15 protein-coding genes are annotated in these 16,855 nt (G+C 62.1%); 9 read left to right on the top strand and 6 right to left on the bottom strand.

Going from position 1 to position 16,855, the window contains the following annotated elements:
- Positions 1 to 26 precede the first annotated feature (26 nt).
- From IDM28_RS22335 to IDM28_RS22325, 3 genes are all read left to right on the top strand, one after another.
- On the top strand, positions 27 to 2,036 hold the full coding sequence (locus tag IDM28_RS22335) for a GGDEF domain-containing protein (protein WP_188036902.1): 2,010 nt from the start codon (positions 27 to 29) through the stop codon (positions 2,034 to 2,036).
- Between the two features lie 63 nt (positions 2,037 to 2,099).
- Entirely contained in the window at positions 2,100 to 2,891 is a 792-nt protein-coding gene (locus IDM28_RS22330) for an N-acetylmuramoyl-L-alanine amidase (RefSeq protein ID WP_410524692.1), read from the top strand.
- A gap of 131 nt (positions 2,892 to 3,022) precedes the next feature.
- On the top strand, positions 3,023 to 4,642 hold the full coding sequence (locus IDM28_RS22325) for an EAL domain-containing protein (protein ID WP_371918891.1): 1,620 nt from the start codon (positions 3,023 to 3,025) through the stop codon (positions 4,640 to 4,642).
- Positions 4,643 to 4,648: 6 nt separating this feature from the next.
- On the opposite strand, the gene IDM28_RS22320 is transcribed toward IDM28_RS22325, so the two are convergent.
- Positions 4,649 to 6,415, bottom strand: coding sequence for a KinB sensor domain-containing domain (locus IDM28_RS22320; protein WP_150570249.1), 1,767 nt, complete (start codon positions 6,413 to 6,415; stop codon positions 4,649 to 4,651).
- An 8-nt stretch (positions 6,416 to 6,423) separates the two neighbouring features.
- Positions 6,424 to 7,770: a sigma-54-dependent response regulator transcription factor AlgB gene (algB, locus tag IDM28_RS22315; RefSeq protein WP_101322697.1), complete on the bottom strand. Its 1,347-nt coding sequence runs from the start codon at positions 7,768 to 7,770 to the stop codon at positions 6,424 to 6,426.
- 209 nt (positions 7,771 to 7,979) lie between these two features.
- Here algB and IDM28_RS22310 point away from each other — a divergent pair, with 209 nt between their 5' ends.
- The 6 genes from IDM28_RS22310 to IDM28_RS22285 all read left to right on the top strand — a co-directional run bounded on the left by IDM28_RS22310 (position 7,980) and on the right by IDM28_RS22285 (position 13,384).
- A complete protein-coding gene (locus tag IDM28_RS22310; protein ID WP_188036901.1) occupies positions 7,980 to 8,801 on the top strand; it encodes a BON domain-containing protein in 822 nt (273 codons plus the stop codon).
- A 176-nt stretch (positions 8,802 to 8,977) separates the two neighbouring features.
- Positions 8,978 to 9,265, top strand: coding sequence for a hypothetical protein (locus IDM28_RS22305; RefSeq protein WP_101322695.1), 288 nt, complete (start codon positions 8,978 to 8,980; stop codon positions 9,263 to 9,265).
- Positions 9,266 to 9,305: 40 nt separating this feature from the next.
- A complete protein-coding gene (locus IDM28_RS22300) occupies positions 9,306 to 9,467 on the top strand; it encodes a DUF1328 domain-containing protein (RefSeq protein ID WP_101322694.1) in 162 nt (53 codons plus the stop codon).
- Positions 9,468 to 9,470: 3 nt separating this feature from the next.
- A complete protein-coding gene (locus tag IDM28_RS22295; RefSeq protein ID WP_101322693.1) occupies positions 9,471 to 9,941 on the top strand; it encodes an inhibitor of vertebrate lysozyme family protein in 471 nt (156 codons plus the stop codon).
- A 730-nt stretch (positions 9,942 to 10,671) separates the two neighbouring features.
- Entirely contained in the window at positions 10,672 to 12,006 is a 1,335-nt protein-coding gene (gltP, locus tag IDM28_RS22290) for a glutamate/aspartate:proton symporter GltP (protein ID WP_101322692.1), read from the top strand.
- Between the two features lie 148 nt (positions 12,007 to 12,154).
- Positions 12,155 to 13,384, top strand: coding sequence for a nucleoside recognition domain-containing protein (locus IDM28_RS22285; protein WP_101322691.1), 1,230 nt, complete (start codon positions 12,155 to 12,157; stop codon positions 13,382 to 13,384).
- Here the strand turns inward: IDM28_RS22285 and IDM28_RS22280 are convergent.
- The 4 genes from IDM28_RS22280 to IDM28_RS22265 are packed head-to-tail and all read right to left on the bottom strand — an operon-like array spanning position 13,366 to position 16,846.
- On the bottom strand, positions 13,366 to 13,983 hold the full coding sequence (locus tag IDM28_RS22280; protein WP_150570247.1) for an ABC-type transport auxiliary lipoprotein family protein: 618 nt from the start codon (positions 13,981 to 13,983) through the stop codon (positions 13,366 to 13,368). The two genes, IDM28_RS22285 and IDM28_RS22280, sit on opposite strands and share 19 nt — an antisense overlap.
- Positions 13,980 to 14,918 (bottom strand): MlaD family protein, encoded by a 939-nt coding sequence (locus IDM28_RS22275; protein WP_188036900.1) that lies wholly within the window; start codon positions 14,916 to 14,918, stop codon positions 13,980 to 13,982. Before IDM28_RS22275 ends, IDM28_RS22280 begins: the two co-directional genes overlap by 4 nt.
- A 3-nt stretch (positions 14,919 to 14,921) precedes the next feature.
- The gene (locus tag IDM28_RS22270) at positions 14,922 to 15,716 is read right to left on the bottom strand and encodes an ABC transporter ATP-binding protein (RefSeq protein ID WP_101322688.1); all 795 of its coding nucleotides are present in this window, start codon (positions 15,714 to 15,716) and stop codon (positions 14,922 to 14,924) included.
- Entirely contained in the window at positions 15,713 to 16,846 is a 1,134-nt protein-coding gene (locus tag IDM28_RS22265; RefSeq protein WP_101322687.1) for an ABC transporter permease, read from the bottom strand. The genes IDM28_RS22270 and IDM28_RS22265 overlap by 4 nt, the downstream gene beginning before the upstream one ends.
- Positions 16,847 to 16,855 lie beyond the last annotated feature (9 nt).

The following is a 16,855-nucleotide window of genomic DNA, read 5'->3' as shown; positions in this document are numbered from 1 at the left end:
GCCATCACCGCGCAGTGGATCCGGGCATGACAGACGACGCAGAGCGTTGGAAAGAAAAATACCTTAAAAGCATCGAACAGCAGGAAAAGCTCGAGCGTCGCTGGGACGCCCGGCTCGACCTGCTGCGTCGTGGCCTGGTGCGCAGCACCCTGGCGGCCGAGGGTAGCGACAAGGCGGTGGACCAGTGCATGAAGGAAATGCGCGAGGTCATCCGCAGCGACAACATGGACGCTGGCCTTGCCAACCTGATCCCGCGCCTGGAAAGAACCGTGCTTGACTCCGAGCAGCGGCGCGAAACCCGCATGAATCAGGTCAGCGACGCGCTGACAGCACTGGTTACCCAGTTGCAGAGTTTGCCGCTGCCTGGCGAAGTCGCCCGGCCGCTGAAAAAACTGGCGAAAAAACTCGACGGCGGCGTTGGCCAGTCTCGCGAACTGCCGCCATTGCTAGGCGAACTCAGTGGCCTGCAGGGCAAAGCGCTGAGTTCGCTGCAAAACCAGGACGATGAGCATCGCCCGGGTTTTCTGCAACGATTGTTCGGCAAAAGCGACAGCGAGTCGCGCGCGGATACGCCGGAGCCGAGCAGCCCCGCGCCGAACGTGCCCGGTGCTGAAGCGCAGGCTCTGCCAGTCCTCGCCAGTGAGCCCCAGCCGCCCGTCGTGCCGGCCGAAGTACAGGCTCCAGCAGCTCCTGAGCCGGTCATCCCCGTCCGCGCAGCCGATTTCCTCCCTACAGTCGTTGAGCAAGGTGTTCAGCCAGCACTCACTGAGCCCATGCAGGTACAACCTGTAGAGCCCGAGTCGTCAGGGCCTGCGCTGGTAGGGCCACTGACATCGGTGGGCGAGAGTGACGAACAGCCCGGCGAACCGCAGCAGCAAGCATTGGCAGAGGTCGAGCCCGACGAACTGGGGCCGAGCGAGGCGCCAGAGGTGGATGCTGAGCCAGTCGACGACGACGGCCCCTACGCTTTGCCCGACGCCGTCGAGCCGCCCTACAGCCAGGTTGCCCTGCATATCGAACAGACCTTGATCGGGTTGCTCGACGACCTCAGCCTGCCCGAACGGCACAAGGCGCAGGCGCTGGAAATGCGCGAGCGGGTTGCACGTGGCTTGAACTGGTACGAGTTGATCCCGGTGCTGGATGACTTGGCCGTATTGATGCTGGCCATTACCGACAGCGGTCAGCACGAGTTCGAAGCGTACCTTCAGCAGCTGAACGAGCGCCTGGAGACCTTCCAGAGCCACTTGCACGAAGCCAGTGCCGGGCATGCCGACAACACCAGTGCTGCCCGCGAACTCGACAGCCAACTGCGGGAGCAGGTTGATGGCCTGCAAAGCAGCGTTCAGGGCGCAGCTGACCTCAACAGCCTCAAACATGTCCTCGACAATCGCCTTGAAGGCCTGCTGGTCACCATCGACGACCATCAGCAGGAACGTGACCGCCGCGAACAGGAGTTGGCTGGGCGCCTGCACGGCTTGGCCGAGCGTGTGGCGAACATGGAGCAGGAGGCGCTGGGCTACCGCGAGCACCTTGAAGAGCAACGCCAGAAGGCCCTGATTGACCCGTTGACCGGGCTGCCCAACCGCGCCGCCTGGTCCGAGCAGGTCGAGCGCGAAGTACTCGACTGGCAGGAAAATGGCGGTCACCTGCTGATGGCGATCCTCGATCTCGACCATTTCAAGCGGATCAACGATGGCTACGGCCACCTGGCCGGGGACAAGGTCTTGAAGATCGTCGCCGATCAGTTGCGCAAGCGCATGCGCGGGCGCGACTTCATTGCCCGATTTGGCGGCGAGGAATTTGTCGTGTTGCTGCCGCAGACCTCGCCGGCAGCCGGCTTGCAGGTGGCTGAAACCCTGCGCGCGGCCATCGAAGCCTGCCCGTTCCACTTCAAGGGTGAGCGGGTAGTGATCACTACCTCCATTGGTATCAGCGCCTTTCGCACGGGCGAGCGCGGCGACCAGGTGCTCAAGCGTGCCGACACCGCGTTGTACCGGGCCAAGGATCTGGGGCGCAATCGGGTGGAGCAGGGCTAAGCGGTTTCCTACAAACAGTGGGCAGGGAGCACGTTATACTGTAGCAACTTCGTAGCTGCTGATATGTGTTCCCTGCCGATGAAAACTCTCTTTACCGCCCTGCTCGTTCTGGCCCTGGCCGGCTGTAGCTCGGGGCTGCGCCTTGATCGCAGCCACACCTCTGTGAACCAGGACGAGCGCATCCAGTTTGTCGTGCTGCATTACACCAACGCTTCACTGGAGCGCTCGCTCGCGCTGCTCACCAAGGGCGAAGTCAGCAGTCATTACCTGATTGGCGACGGCCCGGCCAAGGTGTATCAGTTGGTCGACGAAAGCCGCCGCGCCTGGCATGCCGGCGACAGTCAGTGGGATGGGCGTACCTGGCTCAACTCGACCTCGATCGGTATCGAAATCGTCAATCCCGGTTTCGATGACACGCCCAACGGCCGCGTCTGGTATCCCTACAGTGAGGCGCAGGTACAGTCGCTGATTGCCCTGCTCAAAGACATCGTCAAACGCAATAACATCAAACCTCGCTACATCATTGGCCACAGTGACATCGCACCGCTGCGCAAGCTCGACCCGGGCCCACTGTTCCCATGGAAGCGCCTGGCGGATGCAGGCCTCGGCATCTGGCCTGATGCCAACGCAGTCGCGCGTCAGCAGGGCTTCTTTGCGGTCAATCCGCCCAGCATCAACTGGTATCAGCAGCAGCTGGCGCGGTTTGGCTACGCGATCGAGCAGACCGGCGAGCTGGATGTAGCTACCCGGCACGTGCTGGCGGCGTTCCAGATGCGTTTCCGCCCGCAGCGCTTTGACGGGCAACCTGACGCGCAAACCGCGGCCATGCTGCAAGTACTCAATCAGATGCGCTGAGGCTGCTGCACCGACTGCTTGAGCGTGTTGGCCGAGCTATGCGTGGGTGGCAGTCGTGAGTAATACGCCAGACGGCCATGCTGATTAGCCGATCCGTTGCTATACCTTTGGTAATCAACTGGATGAGTGCGATGCCGACCTTTCTCGATGGGTTGCGCCAAATTTTCCACCGTCCCTGGCTGCTGGCCGCATTCGCGGCCCTGGCCAGCGCCGTCCTGTTGATTGCCGGCAGCGTTGGCGTTGCCCTGCAACAGATGAAAGAAAGCGAAAGCGCGCAGATGAACGCCCAGGGCGAGCGGTTTCTCGAGCGTCTGGAGCAGGTATTTGGGCAACTGCGCGAGGGCGTCGATCAGCTGCAGGCGCTGCCCTTGCGCGGCTGCGACGGGCGCATGCTGGCGGCGTTGCAGCAGGTCAGCCTGAGCTCGCGCTTCATCTACGAAACCGCTTACCTGGACGGCAACGAGCTCTGCTCCAGCCGTGGCAAGGAAAGCGCCATGCAGCCGCTGCGCCCACCGGATATCCGCGGGCCCACCTACAGCTACTGGCTCAACACCACTACTGAACCTGATGAAAACCTGGCCGCGTTGATGCTTGGCCGGGGCAAGTTTCTGGTGTCGACCTCGCGCGGGCATCTGACCGATGTGGTCGATCTGCCACCGGGAGGCAGCCTGTTGGTAGTGCTCGATCATGGCAGCCGGGCTATCCCCGTGCTGGGCCCGGCCCAGCCGTGGCCACCGCTGGCCGAATGGCCGCCGCCTTCGGGCCAGTCATTGTTCGAGCAGAGCGACCGGCTGATCTACAGCATGCCGACCAAGTCGCCGGACTATCAACTGGTGCTGATCGCCCCGCGTGTGGGCCTGCCCCTGAAGATGAACGGCCTGCTCTGGCTGTTGTTTCCGGGCAGTTTGTTGTTGGCTTGCTGTATCGGCTGGCTGGTGCTGCAGCTGATTCGGCAGCGCCGTTCGATGAGCTCCGAGCTGCAGAACGCACTACGCCGGGGTGAACTGCAGGTGCTTTATCAGCCTATCTTCGAGCTGGACAGCCGGCGCTGCGTCGGTGCCGAAGCGTTGGTGCGCTGGCGCCGCCCGGATGGCAGCCTGACCAGCCCTGACCTGTTCATTCCGTTGGCCGAGAACACCGGGCAGATCCGCGAAATCACCGACTTTGTGTTGCAGCGAGTGCTGGAGCAACTGGGCCAGTTGCTGCGCGCCAACCGCCAGCTGTACATCTCGGTCAACCTTGCCGCGTGCGATGTGATGGTGCCGCGGATCGGGCCGGTGGCCGCGCGTTTACTGGCCTTGCATCGGGTCCCGGCCAGCCAGATCGCCTTTGAGGTCACCGAGCGCGGGCTGATCGACGTGGTGGTGGCGCGCGACAACCTGCAAGCCTTGCGCGCGGTTGGCCATCAGGTGCTGATCGATGACTTTGGCACCGGCTATTGCAGCCTCGCCTACCTGCAGACCTTGCCGGTGGATTGCCTGAAGATCGACAAGGCGTTCATCGACGCGCTTGGCCATGATGCCGCCAGTAGTGGCGTGGCACCGCACATCATCCGCATGGCCCACGACCTGCACCTGCGGGTGATCGCCGAGGGCATCGAGTGCGAGGATCAGGCGCTGCTGCTCAATAGCGAAGGGGTCAACTATGGCCAGGGTTGGCTGTTTGCCCATCCACTCAGCGCCCGCCAGTTCGCCGAGCTGATTACTCGTGGGCGGCGAGTCCGCTCACGGCGCATCGATGATGAGCCGTGAGCGGGTTCAGACTGGCAGGGCCATGTAGAACTGGGTGCCCTCGCCTGGCCTTGAAATGACTCCCATGCGGCCACCGTGCAGCTGGACGATTTCCTTGCACAGGGCCAGCCCGAGGCCTGCCCCGCCCTTTTTGCGCCCAACCTGAACGAAGGGTTCGAAGATCCGCCCTTGCTGGCCGTAGGCAATACCCTCACCGTTGTCTTCGACGCTGATGATCACCCGCTCGCCGTGGCGCCGCGCATGCAGGCGAATCCGGCCACCATCAGGCGTATGGCGCACGGCATTGTGCAGGAGGTTGTCCAGCACCCGATCAAGCTGGGCAACGTCGGCCTGGATACGTGGCAATGGCTGTTCGAGCTCGATCACCAGCTCGACCTGCTTGTCCGCTGTCAGCTCGGCGATGCGCGCCTGCGCCCGCTCAAGCATCTCTTCGACACCGCAGTGGGCCAGCTCGAGCTTCTGCAAACCACTCTGATAGCGGGAGAAGTTGAGCAGATCATTGATCAACTGGGTCAGGCGCTGCATTTCTTCGCCGATGGTGTCGAGGAGGTCGTTTTCGCGGGCCTGTGGCGGGAACGAGATCCGCTCGCGCAGTAGGCCAAAGGCCATGTGCATGCCGGTGACCGGGGTGCGCAACTCATGCGAGGCGCGCAGCACGAACTCGCTGCGCACGCGCTCGAACGCACGTTGCTCGGTGACGTCATGCAGCACCATCACCGCACCCAGAATCGGCCCTTGCGGATGGCTGACCGGGGTCAGGCTGTACGACAGCAGGCGCGTTTCGTCTTCGACTTCAATGCTCAGGTCTTCCGGTGGCCGGTCCAGGCTGCCGCCGCGCAATACCTGGCGCAGCTGCTGTTCAAGCTCGGGACGTTGCAGCGCCTCGACCAGGCTGGTGCCATGGCGGCTGGTTTCCCAACCCAGCTGCCGCTGGGCAACCGGGTTGAGATGCTCGAGGTGGCCTTGCTGGTCAATGATCAGCAACCCGTCGTCGATGCTGTCGAGCACAGCTTGCAGGCGCTGCTGACCAGCGAGGACTTCGTCGATATTGGTCGCCTGATGCTTGCGCAGGGCGTCTGCCATCAGCCCGAAGCGGCGGGTCAGCTGGTTCAGTTCGGTAGCCTGGGACAGCGGCAGGGTGACATTGAAGTTGCCTTGGCCGACTTCATCTGCGGCTTTGGCCAGGGCTTCGATCGGCAGGCCGAAGCGGCGCGCGATGTTGTGCGCAGTGACAAAGCCGAGGATCAGCACAGTCAAGCCCATCAGCCCGAGCAGGCCACTGATCAGCAGCGCGCGGTCACGGCTGGCCTCTTCACTGCGGGATATCTGCTCCAGTGACTGCTTGTAGGAGTCGATCAGGTCGGTGCGGACCTGATTGAAAGCAGCGCCGAGGGGCTTGTCGGTGGCCATGCTGCGGGCAGGATTGGGGGTTTGCCGGTAGGCCTGGAGAAAGGCCTGGTAATTGCTGCTGGCCTTGCTGAAACCGGTTTTCTCGCCGCCTTCCTGCAAGCCCTGGCTGAGCAAGGTCTGGAACTGGGTCTGCAGGTTGTTGAGGCTGTCGGCGTCGCTGTCCTCGTCCAGAATCAGAATCAACTGTTCGCCGAGGTTCTGCCGCAGCTTGAGGCCCAACTCCAGCGTATGGGTGGTGTCACGCACCAGCGCTTGCTGAGTCGAGGCCATCTGCAAAACGCTGACCAGGCCCAGCAGCAGGCCCAGCAGCGCCACCGTGACCAGCGCTGAAATGCTTAAAAAGAGCCTCGCACGCAGCTTCATGGGCCACTTCACAGGTTGAATTGCTTGCGTTTGCGGTACAGCGTCGAGGCGTCGATCCCAAGCGTCTTGGCAGCCTGATCAAGGGTATCGCTGGAGGCCAGCACCGCGCCGATATGGGCCCGTTCCAGCTCGTCCAGGCTCAGCGCAGCACCAATTCGCGGTGCATTGCTGGTGGTTTGCTCGGCCATGCCGAGGTGGCTGACTTCAACCCGCTCCTGCGGGCAGATGATGCTGGCGCGCTCGATCACGTTACGCAGCTCGCGAATGTTGCCTGGCCAACGGTAGTTGAGCAGGGCCGCGCGGGCCTCGTCGCTGAACCCACGTGCCGGCCGCGCATATTCCTTGACGAAGCGGGCGAGGAAACGGTCAGCCAGGGTCAGGATATCGTCGCTGCGCTCGCGCAGTGGCGGCAGGTGCAGGGTGATGACATTGAGGCGGTACAGCAGGTCCTCACGGAAGCGCCCTTCGCGGACCATGTCATCCAGATTGAGGTTGGTTGCGGCCAGAATGCGCACATCGGCACGGCGGGTAACCGGATCGCCGACGCGCTCATATTCCTTGTCCTGAATAAAACGCAGCAGTTTGGGCTGCAGAGCCAGCGGGAAGTCGCCGATCTCGTCGAGGAACAGGGTACCGCCATCCGCCTGGTTGACCCGCCCCAAGGTGCTTTCGCTGGCACCGGTGAAGGCGCCGCGGGTATGCCCGAACAGCTCGCTTTCCATCAGCTCGGCATTCAACGATGGGCAGTTGATGGTCACGCAGGCCTTGCGCGCACGCTTGCTCCAGCCGTGAATGGCCCGGGCCAGTTCGCCTTTACCAGTGCCGGATTCGCCGAGGATAAGGATGTTGGCGTCGGTGGTCGCCACCTGCCGCGCGGTTTCCAGCACGGCCATCATTGCCGGGCTGTGCGAATCGAGGCCGTCCTTGGGCTTGCGTACTTCGCCTTCGAGGGCTTCCAGGCGCGCCGACAGCTGGCGTACCTCAAGCTGCTTGGCAGTGGCCAGGCGCAGTTGGTCCGGGCTGCACGGCTTGACCAAGTAGTCAGCAGCGCCAGCCTGGATCGCATCTACTGCGGTATCGACCGCCGAATGGGCAGTGACGATCACTACGCGCATCCACGGTGCCTGCACGCGCATCTGCGCCAGCACATCGAGCCCGTTGTCTTCGCCCAAGCGAAGATCGAGGAAACACAAATCGAATACCTGACGCTGCAGCAGCGCCTCGGCCTGGGCCGCACTGTTGGCCGTGGCCACGCTGTAGCCTTCGTCTTCAAGGCAGTAGCGGAAGGTTCGCAGGATAGCGGACTCATCATCTACCAGCAGAATGCGGCCTTGATTGTCCTGGGTAGACTCCATTTTCCTACGCTCCATTAGGATTTATCTGAGTTAGTGTCGGAAAGATCGGGCAAGTTGCATGGTCAATTCTGAAGGATTCCGTCCTTTGCATGCTAGCCGTTAGTCGCGTATTCGGTTAACCAATTGAATATAAAGGTTTTTATCAGTGATTTTTGCCTGGCACGGTGGTTGCGAAGATATTTGGATTTGTTTCAAAAGGAGCACTCAGCATGGCATTTTCCCCACGAAGCGCCGTTTTGGCGCTGTCCATCGCCGCTTTCGCCTCTCCGGTGTTTGCTGATCCGTTGCAAGACGCCCGCCTGCAAGGCGCGCTGCAAACCGCACTGTCGCTCAACCGTCTGCTCAATCCGTTTCGTATCGAGGTGGCGGTGCAGGAGCAGCAGGCACGCCTCACCGGTGAGGTCGAAAGCGCCGTGGAGCGCCAGCTGGCCGGAGACGTAGCGCTGGCTACCCGCGGCATCGAGCAGGTGGATAACCAGTTGCAGGTCAATCCCGGTCTGGTCGAGCAGTCCCTGGACCTGCGCGCCTACGCCCAGCGGCTGGAGGATGCGACCCTGACGGCTATCGTCCGTGCGCGTTTGTCCTGGGCGCAGGTAACCAGCAAGGCGCCGATTGAAGTAGACAGTCGCGATGGTGTGGTCACCTTGCGCGGTCGCGTCGACCGGGTCGAAGCCAAGGAAGTGGCAGGCGTGCTGGCACGCACCACCGACGGTATCCACCTGGTCAACAACCTGATCAGCCTCGACACAGCGGCGATGGCCAAGGCGCGGGAAACGCCGGTGGCCGCAGTGCAGGGCGAGCAACCCTCGGACAGCTGGATCATCGACAAGATTCAGAGCAGCTACGGCTACAGCCGTAACCTGGATGGCCTCAACCTGAAAGTCAGCAGTGAGCAAGGCATGGTTCGCTTGGCGGGTGAGGTGGTCAGCCGGGAGCAGAAAACCATCGCTGTCGAGGTTGCGCGGCAAATCCTTGGTGTGCGCGGGGTTGACGCTGATTTGCTCAAGGTAGCGACCAAGGTCGAGGGCTGAGTCGTGCAATACGCACGACGCTAACGGCCCCATCGTGCAGGATACGTCCTACAGACACTGCCTACATGTTTTTAAGTGCTTGAAATATATACGTTTTTTAACATTGGCAAGACTGGCATGCAGGCTGCAATTACTTGTTCATAGCGTTTAACAAGAACATTGCAGGAGACATCGACATGAGTCGCCAACCAGTCAACCAGTCGCAGACCACCGCAGTGCCAGTACGTCAGTTTCTGTTCGTGGCACTTGCCCTGTTGGTAACCCTGGCCGCCGGCCAGTTTTACTACAGCCTGCAGACTGCACGACTGGCCGATCAGGTGGCAGCGCAGACAGCGCTGTTGAGCCAGATTCAGGCGACCCGTGCCAACAACCTGGTGCGTGCGGCAGATCCACAGCCGTCGCCAAAGGCCTCGTCCCCCGCCACTGTGCAAAACGTAGTACCGCAGGATCGCTGGGTGTTCTGAGGCGCCTGCATACAATTTCAAGGGAAAAAGGAGATTCATCATGCTTAGTTGGGCTATCACATTCCTGATCATCGCCATTGTCGCTGCCGTGCTGGGCTTCGGTGGTATCGCTGGCGCCGCTACCGGTATTGCCAAGATCCTGTTCATCGTTTTCCTGGTGCTGTTCATTGCTTCGTTCTTCTTCGGGCGCGGCAGGCGCTAAGCCATGAAGCGGATGATCAGCAAAGCCCTGGCTACTGCCCTGCTGTTGGGCAGTAGCGCGGCGGCGATGGCGGCCAATGATGGCCAGGTCCACGCCAACCAATTGTTGGCGACAGACCCCGAGTATGTTGAAACCTGGCAGGACACCCTCAAGGGGGAGGAGCGATTGCCCGAGTGGGTGATCAACCTCAGCGGCAGTTCGCAGGAGCAGATGTCGGCGGTGACAGAGGATGGCGACAAGTACCTTGTCGGTCCGCTGTGCGAATCGGCTGACAACTGCACCTACAAGCGCCTGATCGTGGCATTTAGCTGGGACAAGGACGATGCCTACGGGATGCTCGTGGAAGTACCCGAGGGATTGCCCAAGGACAAGTCGCCAACCCGCCATGCGCAATACCGCTGGCTGGGCAAGCCGGATGACGGCATGAAGGCGATGTTGCAGGAGCAACTCAAGCGTGATCCGAAGTGGTACTGACTAAAGTTCACGCAACTGTAATGCAATAGAAGCCGAACCTTTCTAAGGTTCAGGCTTCTATGATGCGCCGACTCGAAGAGGGTTGGCACATGACCATGGGGCCGGGCTGTTCTGACTGTTGCAGGGTCGGAGTGGCCTAGGGGTACAGGGAGTGCCTCCATTGATTGGGCCGGGTCAGGAAAAGATGGCATCGGAAGTCTCAGGTCTGGCAGTGCCGAATGCACCGTGCCAGGCCTGGCTTCCGAAGCGTCTATGGATGTGCTCCGAGCGCATGTCGCCAAATTGTCCTGAAGACACATTTTGTCGTGACCGTACATCGAATTATTTTCCTCCGTAACCTCTCCCTTCCTACACCCTGTTCATCCCATTCGGATTGTCGAACAGAAGTTGTGCATGACCATGCCATATCTGCCAAATTGGCCGTTTCATGGCGCTTTGGTCTTGTTCGGAAAGCCGAACGTTATAAATCAATGACTTGCAGCTGCGTCGTTTTGCCTCGGGCTATTATGCCGATCCGGCATAGGGTAGTCGTTTCCGGCATTAGACTGGCCCCGCCTGCGTAGCAATAGTTGCCGCCTTTTTCGCTAGCCAGAGCGCCGAACCGCTCGCTTGCGCTGACCTTCGATGGAGTCGTCGTACGGAACAATCTCGCTGCCAAGCATGCTTCTAATGGCTCTGGTACGCGCGTTTCCGCTCGATGCCCCTGACCACTAGAAGAAAAGGTAACGACATGAAGAAGGCAAAACTAAGCCTCGCCTGGCAAATCCTCATAGGGCTTGTACTGGGCGTTGCAATCGGCGCGCTGCTGAACCATTTCAGTGCAGAAAAGGCATGGTGGATCACCAATGTCCTGCAGCCTGCCGGTGATATCTTCATTCGCCTGATCAAGATGATCGTCGTCCCGATCGTGATTTCGTCGCTGATCGTGGGCATCGCCGGGGTTGGCGACGCGAAGAAACTGGGCAGCATCGGCCTGAAGACCATTCTCTACTTCGAGGTGGTGACGACCATTGCCATCGTCGTCGGCCTGGGCCTGGCCAACCTGTTCCACCCTGGTGTCGGCATCGACATGAGCACTCTAGGTACGGTGGACATCTCCAAGTACCAGGCCACTGCGGCCGAGGTGCAGCATGAGCATGCGTTCATCGAGACCCTGCTCAACCTGATCCCTTCGAACATCTTTGCAGCGGTTGCCCGCGGCGAAATGCTGCCGATCATCTTCTTCTCGGTGATGTTCGGTCTGGGCCTGTCGAGCCTGCAGGCTGACCTGCGTGATCCGCTGGTACGCACCTTCCAGGCCGTATCGGAAACCATGTTCAAGGTCACCCACATGATCATGAACTACGCCCCGATCGGCGTGTTCGCCCTGATCGCCGTGACCGTCGCCAACTTCGGCTTCTCGTCGTTGCTGCCGCTGGCCAAGCTGGTGGTGCTGGTGTACTTCGCCATCGCCTTCTTCGCCTTCATGGTGCTGGGCCTGGTCGCGCGGATGTTCGGCTTCTCGATCATCAAGATCATGCGCATCATGAAAGACGAGATGATCCTCGCCTACTCCACCTCCAGCTCCGAGACCGTGCTGCCACGTGTGATCGAGAAGATGGAGAAGTACGGCGCGCCGAAGTCGATCTGCAGCTTCGTGGTTCCGACCGGCTACTCGTTCAACCTCGACGGCTCGACCCTGTACCAGAGCATCGCGGCAATCTTCATTGCCCAGCTGTATGGCATCGACCTGTCGTGGAGCCAGCAGCTGCTGCTGGTGCTGACCTTGATGGTCACCTCCAAAGGTATCGCCGGTGTGCCGGGCGTGTCGTTCGTGGTCCTGCTGGCGACCCTGGGCAGCGTTGGCATCCCGCTGGAAGGCCTGGCATTCATCGCCGGTGTCGACCGCATCATGGACATGGCGCGGACCGCCCTGAACGTGATTGGCAACGCCCTGGCCGCGCTGGTCATCGCTCGTTGGGAAGGTATGTACGACTCGGCCAAGGGTGAGGCGTATTACAACTCGCTGCCGCATATGGCCGGTAACAAGGCTGCTGGCGCTGTAGGCGAGGCTGCCAAGCAGTAAGCGTTGCAGTGGTTGGGGCCGCAAAGCGGCCCCTGCCCCAGACAACGCAGACCCACAAGAGCCCCGCATGCCGGGGTTTTTTGTTGCCTGCAGAAAGTACCCAGCCGCTTGCGTTATCATGCGTGGCATTTTTCGGGGGAACACGCGGATGCTAAACGGCCTTTGGCTCAGCTTTTTCCTGGTCGCGGCCATCTCCGCCATGGCGCAGTGGCTGGTCGGCGGCAACGCCGGGATCTTCGCCGCGATGGTCGAGAGCATCTTTGCCATGGCCAAGCTGTCGGTCGAAGTCATGGTCCTTTTATTCGGTACCCTGACCCTGTGGCTGGGCTTTCTCAAGATTGCCGAACAGGCCGGCATTGTCGAGTGGCTGGCGAAGATGCTCGGCCCGCTGTTCGCCCGGCTGATGCCGGAGGTGCCCCGCGGTCACCCTGCGCTGGGCTTGATCACCATGAACTTCGCCGCCAATGGCCTGGGCCTGGACAACGCGGCGACGCCGATCGGCCTGAAGGCGATGCGCGCACTGCAGGAGCTCAACCCGAGCAGCACCACGGCGAGCAATGCGCAGATCCTGTTTCTGGTGCTCAACGCCTCGTCGCTGACCCTGCTGCCGGTGACCATCTTCATGTTCCGCGCCCAGCAAGGCGCACCTGACCCGACCATGGTGTTCCTGCCGATCCTGCTGGCCACCAGCGTCTCGACCCTGGTCGGGCTGCTGTCGGTCGCGGTGATGCAGCGGCTGCGCTTGTGGGATCCGGTGGTGCTCGCCTATCTGATCCCTGGCGCGCTGCTGCTGGGCGGCTTCATGGCGTTTCTGGGCACGCTGTCGGCGACTGCGCTGGCAGGCCTTTCGTCGATCCTGGGCAACCTGACCCTGTTCGGCATCATCATGTCGTTCCTGGTGGTTGGCGCCCTGCGCCGGGTCAAGGTGTACGAAACCTTCATCGAAGGCGCCAAGGAAGGCTTTGACGTCGCCAAGAGCCTGCTGCCGTATCTGGTCGCCATGCTCTGCGCGGTGGGCGTGCTGCGCGCGTCTGGGGCGCTGGAGTTGGCATTGGACGGGATTCGCCACCTGGTCGAGTGGGTGGGCCTGGACACGCGCTTCGTCGATGGCCTGCCCACTGCGCTGGTCAAGCCGTTCTCTGGCAGCGCCGCGCGGGCCATGATGATCGAAACCATGCAAAGCCAGGGCGTCGACAGCTTCCCGGCATTGGTTGCGGCAACCATCCAGGGCAGCACCGAGACGACCTTCTATGTGCTGGCGGTGTACTTCGGCGCGGTCGGCATCCAGCGCGTGCGCCATGCAGTGGGCTGCGCGCTGCTGGCCGAGCTGTCCGGGGTGATCGCGGCGATCTGCGTCTGCTACTGGTTCTTCGCCTGAGCCTGAGCGACCTGAGCCAGTGTCCAGTCGACCAGCTGGCTCATCAGTTGGTCGCTGGCGGCACCAAGGCCGGTGACCACCGCAGGCACCTGAGTAGCACTTAGCGGCTGGCGCACTTCAAAGCGCCGGCTGGCGACGATGCGCTGGCTGCGGCCCTGCACCAGGCGCGCATCGTAGCTGATCACCACCTCTACCCTGCCCTCGCGGTATTCGCTGTTGAACGCCAGCAACTCGCCGGCCAGCTCGTAATCGGCTTGCAGATTGCTGTCGTCAGCGCTCAGGCGCTGTACCCGGCCATCCCGCTGGAAGCCATCGAGCAGCCGATTGCGTACCAGCAACGGCACCGGGTCGCTCCAGCGGGCGCCTTTGTAGCCACTGATCACGTCGCCCTGGGCGATCACCGCAATGCGTTGCCCGGCGAGCGCCTCGCTGGCCAGTGGCTTGTTCACCCGCAGTGACCAGGTCAGCGGCGCGTTGCTGCTGGTGGGCTGCTTGACCGGCAGGCGGTAGATATCCACCGGCGGGCTTTGCGGCAGGATCGAGCAGGCGCTGGCCAGGCTCAGCGTGGCCAGCAGGGCGATCAGGCGCAGCGGGGTCATGGCTGGAACTCCTTGTCATTGTCGCGGCCCAGCAGGTAGCCGCTGGGGTCGGCTTCGAGGCGGCGCGAGATGCCTTTGAGGGCATTGAGGGTTTCGCGCAGTTCGCGGATCGCCGGGGTCAGCTGGTTCAAGCCCTGGGCACCGTCGTCGATGGCTTCGCGGTTGTTCTTGAGCAGGTCGTTGATGGTCGCGGTGCTCTCGGCCAGGGCGTTCATGGCCTGCTCGGCGCTGCCGAAGGCTTGCTTGCCCTGGGTGCCGAGCAAGCCGTTGGCGTTGCGCATCAGCGCCTGGGTCTCGGCCAGGGTGGCGTTGGCCTGTTTGCCGACTGCAGCCAGCTGGGCGATGGCGTCGCTGATACTGCCTTTTTGGCTGGCGAAAGCGCCGGTGGTCTGCTCAAGGTTGGCCAAGGTGTTGCTGAGGCGGCTGACGTTGTCGTCGGAGAGCAACTGATTGGCGTTGTGCAACAACAGGTTGATGTTGCCGACCACGTCGCTGCTGTCGTTGAGCAGGCGCGAGATCGGCGATGGCGAGGCAACGATCACCGGCAATTGGCCGTCCTTGCCTTTCAGTTCTGGGCTTTGTGGGGTGCCGCCGCTGAGCTGGATGAAGGCGTTGCCGGTAACCCCGGCCAGGGTCAGCTTGGCCTGGGTGTCCTGCTTGACCGGCGTGTCGGCGCTGAGGCGGATGCGTGCCAGCACCCGACGTGGGTCTTGCGGGTCCAGGCGCAGGGTGGTGACGTCACCGACCTTGATGCCGTTGTACTGCACCGGGCTGCCGCGCGACAGACCGGAGACCGCCTCGTTGAATACCACCTGATAGTCCTTGAAGGTCGAGTCGACGCTGGACTTGGTCAGCCACAAGCCGAACAACAAGGCGCCAGCCACGACCAGAACGGTGACCAGACCGATCAACACATGATGAGCTCGGGTTTCCATGCTTCAGCGCTCCTGCCCGACACGGCTGGCAGCTTGAGCCGCTGCGCGCCCGCGTGGGCCGTGAAAGTAATCGTGGATCCAGGGGTCGTCGGTAAGTTCGACCTCGGCCAAGGGGCCGGCTACCAGCACCTTTTTCTGCGACAGCACGGCGATGCGGTCGGTAATGGTGTACAGCGTATCCAGGTCATGGGTGATCAGGAACACGCTCAAACCCAACGCATCACGCAGGGTCAGGATCAACTGGTCGAAGGCCGCCGCACCGATCGGGTCGAGCCCGGCGGTGGGTTCATCCAGAAACAGGATGTCCGGGTCCAGCGCCAATGCCCGCGCCAGCGCCGCGCGCTTGATCATCCCGCCCGACAGCGATGCGGGGTACTTGTCGGCAGCGGAAATCGGCAGCCCTGCCAGGGCCAGCTTGACCCCGGCCAGATGCTCGGCATCAGTGCGCGACAGGCCAGCGTGTTCGATCAGTGGCAGGGCAACGTTTTCGGTAATGGTCAGCGACGAGAACAACGCGCCCTTCTGGAACAGTACGCCAAAGCGCCGCTCGACCTGCGAGCGCTGTTCGTTGTCGAGAGTGGCCAGGTCCTGGCCGAACACCTTGACCTGACCCTCGTCGGGCTGGCGCAGGCCAACGATGCTGCGCAGCAGCACCGACTTGCCGCTGCCCGAACCGCCGACTACCGCGAGGATCTCGCCTTTGTACAGATCGAGGTCGAGATTCTCGTGCACGCTCTGGCTGCCAAAGCGGTTGCACAGCCCGCGCGCCTGGATCACTGCCTGGGTTGCTGCACTCACCAGCCCATCTCCATGAAGAACAGCGCTGCAACGGCATCCAGCACGATCACCACGAAGATCGACTGGACCACCGCCGAGGTGGTGTGGGCGCCTACCGACTCGGCACTGCCGCTGACCTTGAAGCCTTCCAGGCAACCGATCGCGGCAATCAGAAAGGCAAAGAACGGCGCCTTGGCCAGGCCTACCAGCAGGTGCTGCACACCGATATCGGTCTGCAGCAGGGAAAGGAACATGGCTGGCGAGATATCCAGCGACAGCGCACAGACCACGCCGCCTCCGACGATGCCGCAGATCATCGCGACAAAGGTCAGCAGCGGCAGCGTGATCAGCAATGCCAGTACTCGCGGCACTACCAGCAGTTCGATCGGGTTGAGGCCGAGGGTGCGGATGGCGTCGATCTCTTCGTTGGCCTTCATCGAGCCGATCTGCGCAGTAAAGGCGCTGGCAGTGCGCCCGGCCATGAGAATGGCAGTCAGCAGCACGCCAAACTCACGCAGAAACGAGAACGCCACCAGGTCGACGGTGAAGATGGTCGCACCAAATGCGGCGAGCACCGTGGCGCCGAGAAAGGCCACCACTGCGCCGACCAGAAAGGTCAGCAAAGCGATGATCGGCGCGGCATTGAGGCCAGTCTGCTCGATATGAGCAACGACCGGTGTGAGCCGCCAGCGGTGTGGCTGCAGCGCACGCAACAGCAGGGTCTGGATGATCAGGCCAATGAAGCCGAGCAGTTGCAGGGTGTCGCCCCACAGCTTGTTGACCGAGCAGCCGATGCGCTCGAGCAGCATCAGCAGCACCGGCCGTTCGGCTTGCTTGAGCGGGATGCAGTAGTCCTGCACCGAGTGGTAGACCGTCTTCAGCAGGGCCCGGTTGGCCGCGCCGAGGTCATCGGTGCAGCGCGACAGCCGCTCGCTGCCGAGCAGTTCGGCCAGCAGCGAGGCGCCGGCAGTGTCGAGGCGGCCGAGCTGGCTGAGGTCGGCGCGGGTGTCACTGCTGTATTGACTGCGCAGGCGCTCGCTGTCGCGCTTGAGCTGGGCGTAGTGGGCCAGGGTCCAGTCACCGCTGATACGCAGGCACGGCGGTTGGCTGCTGGTGTCCAGAGTGGCGCTCGGTGTAGTCATGGGCTCCATGCTTCTGAC

Origin of the sequence: Pseudomonas sp. EZ-C24 (genome assembly GCF_014525325.1) — a bacterium.
Taxonomy (GTDB): domain Bacteria; phylum Pseudomonadota; class Gammaproteobacteria; order Pseudomonadales; family Pseudomonadaceae; genus Aquipseudomonas; species Aquipseudomonas shirazensis.
This window is presented reverse-complemented; position numbering and strand designations above follow the sequence as displayed.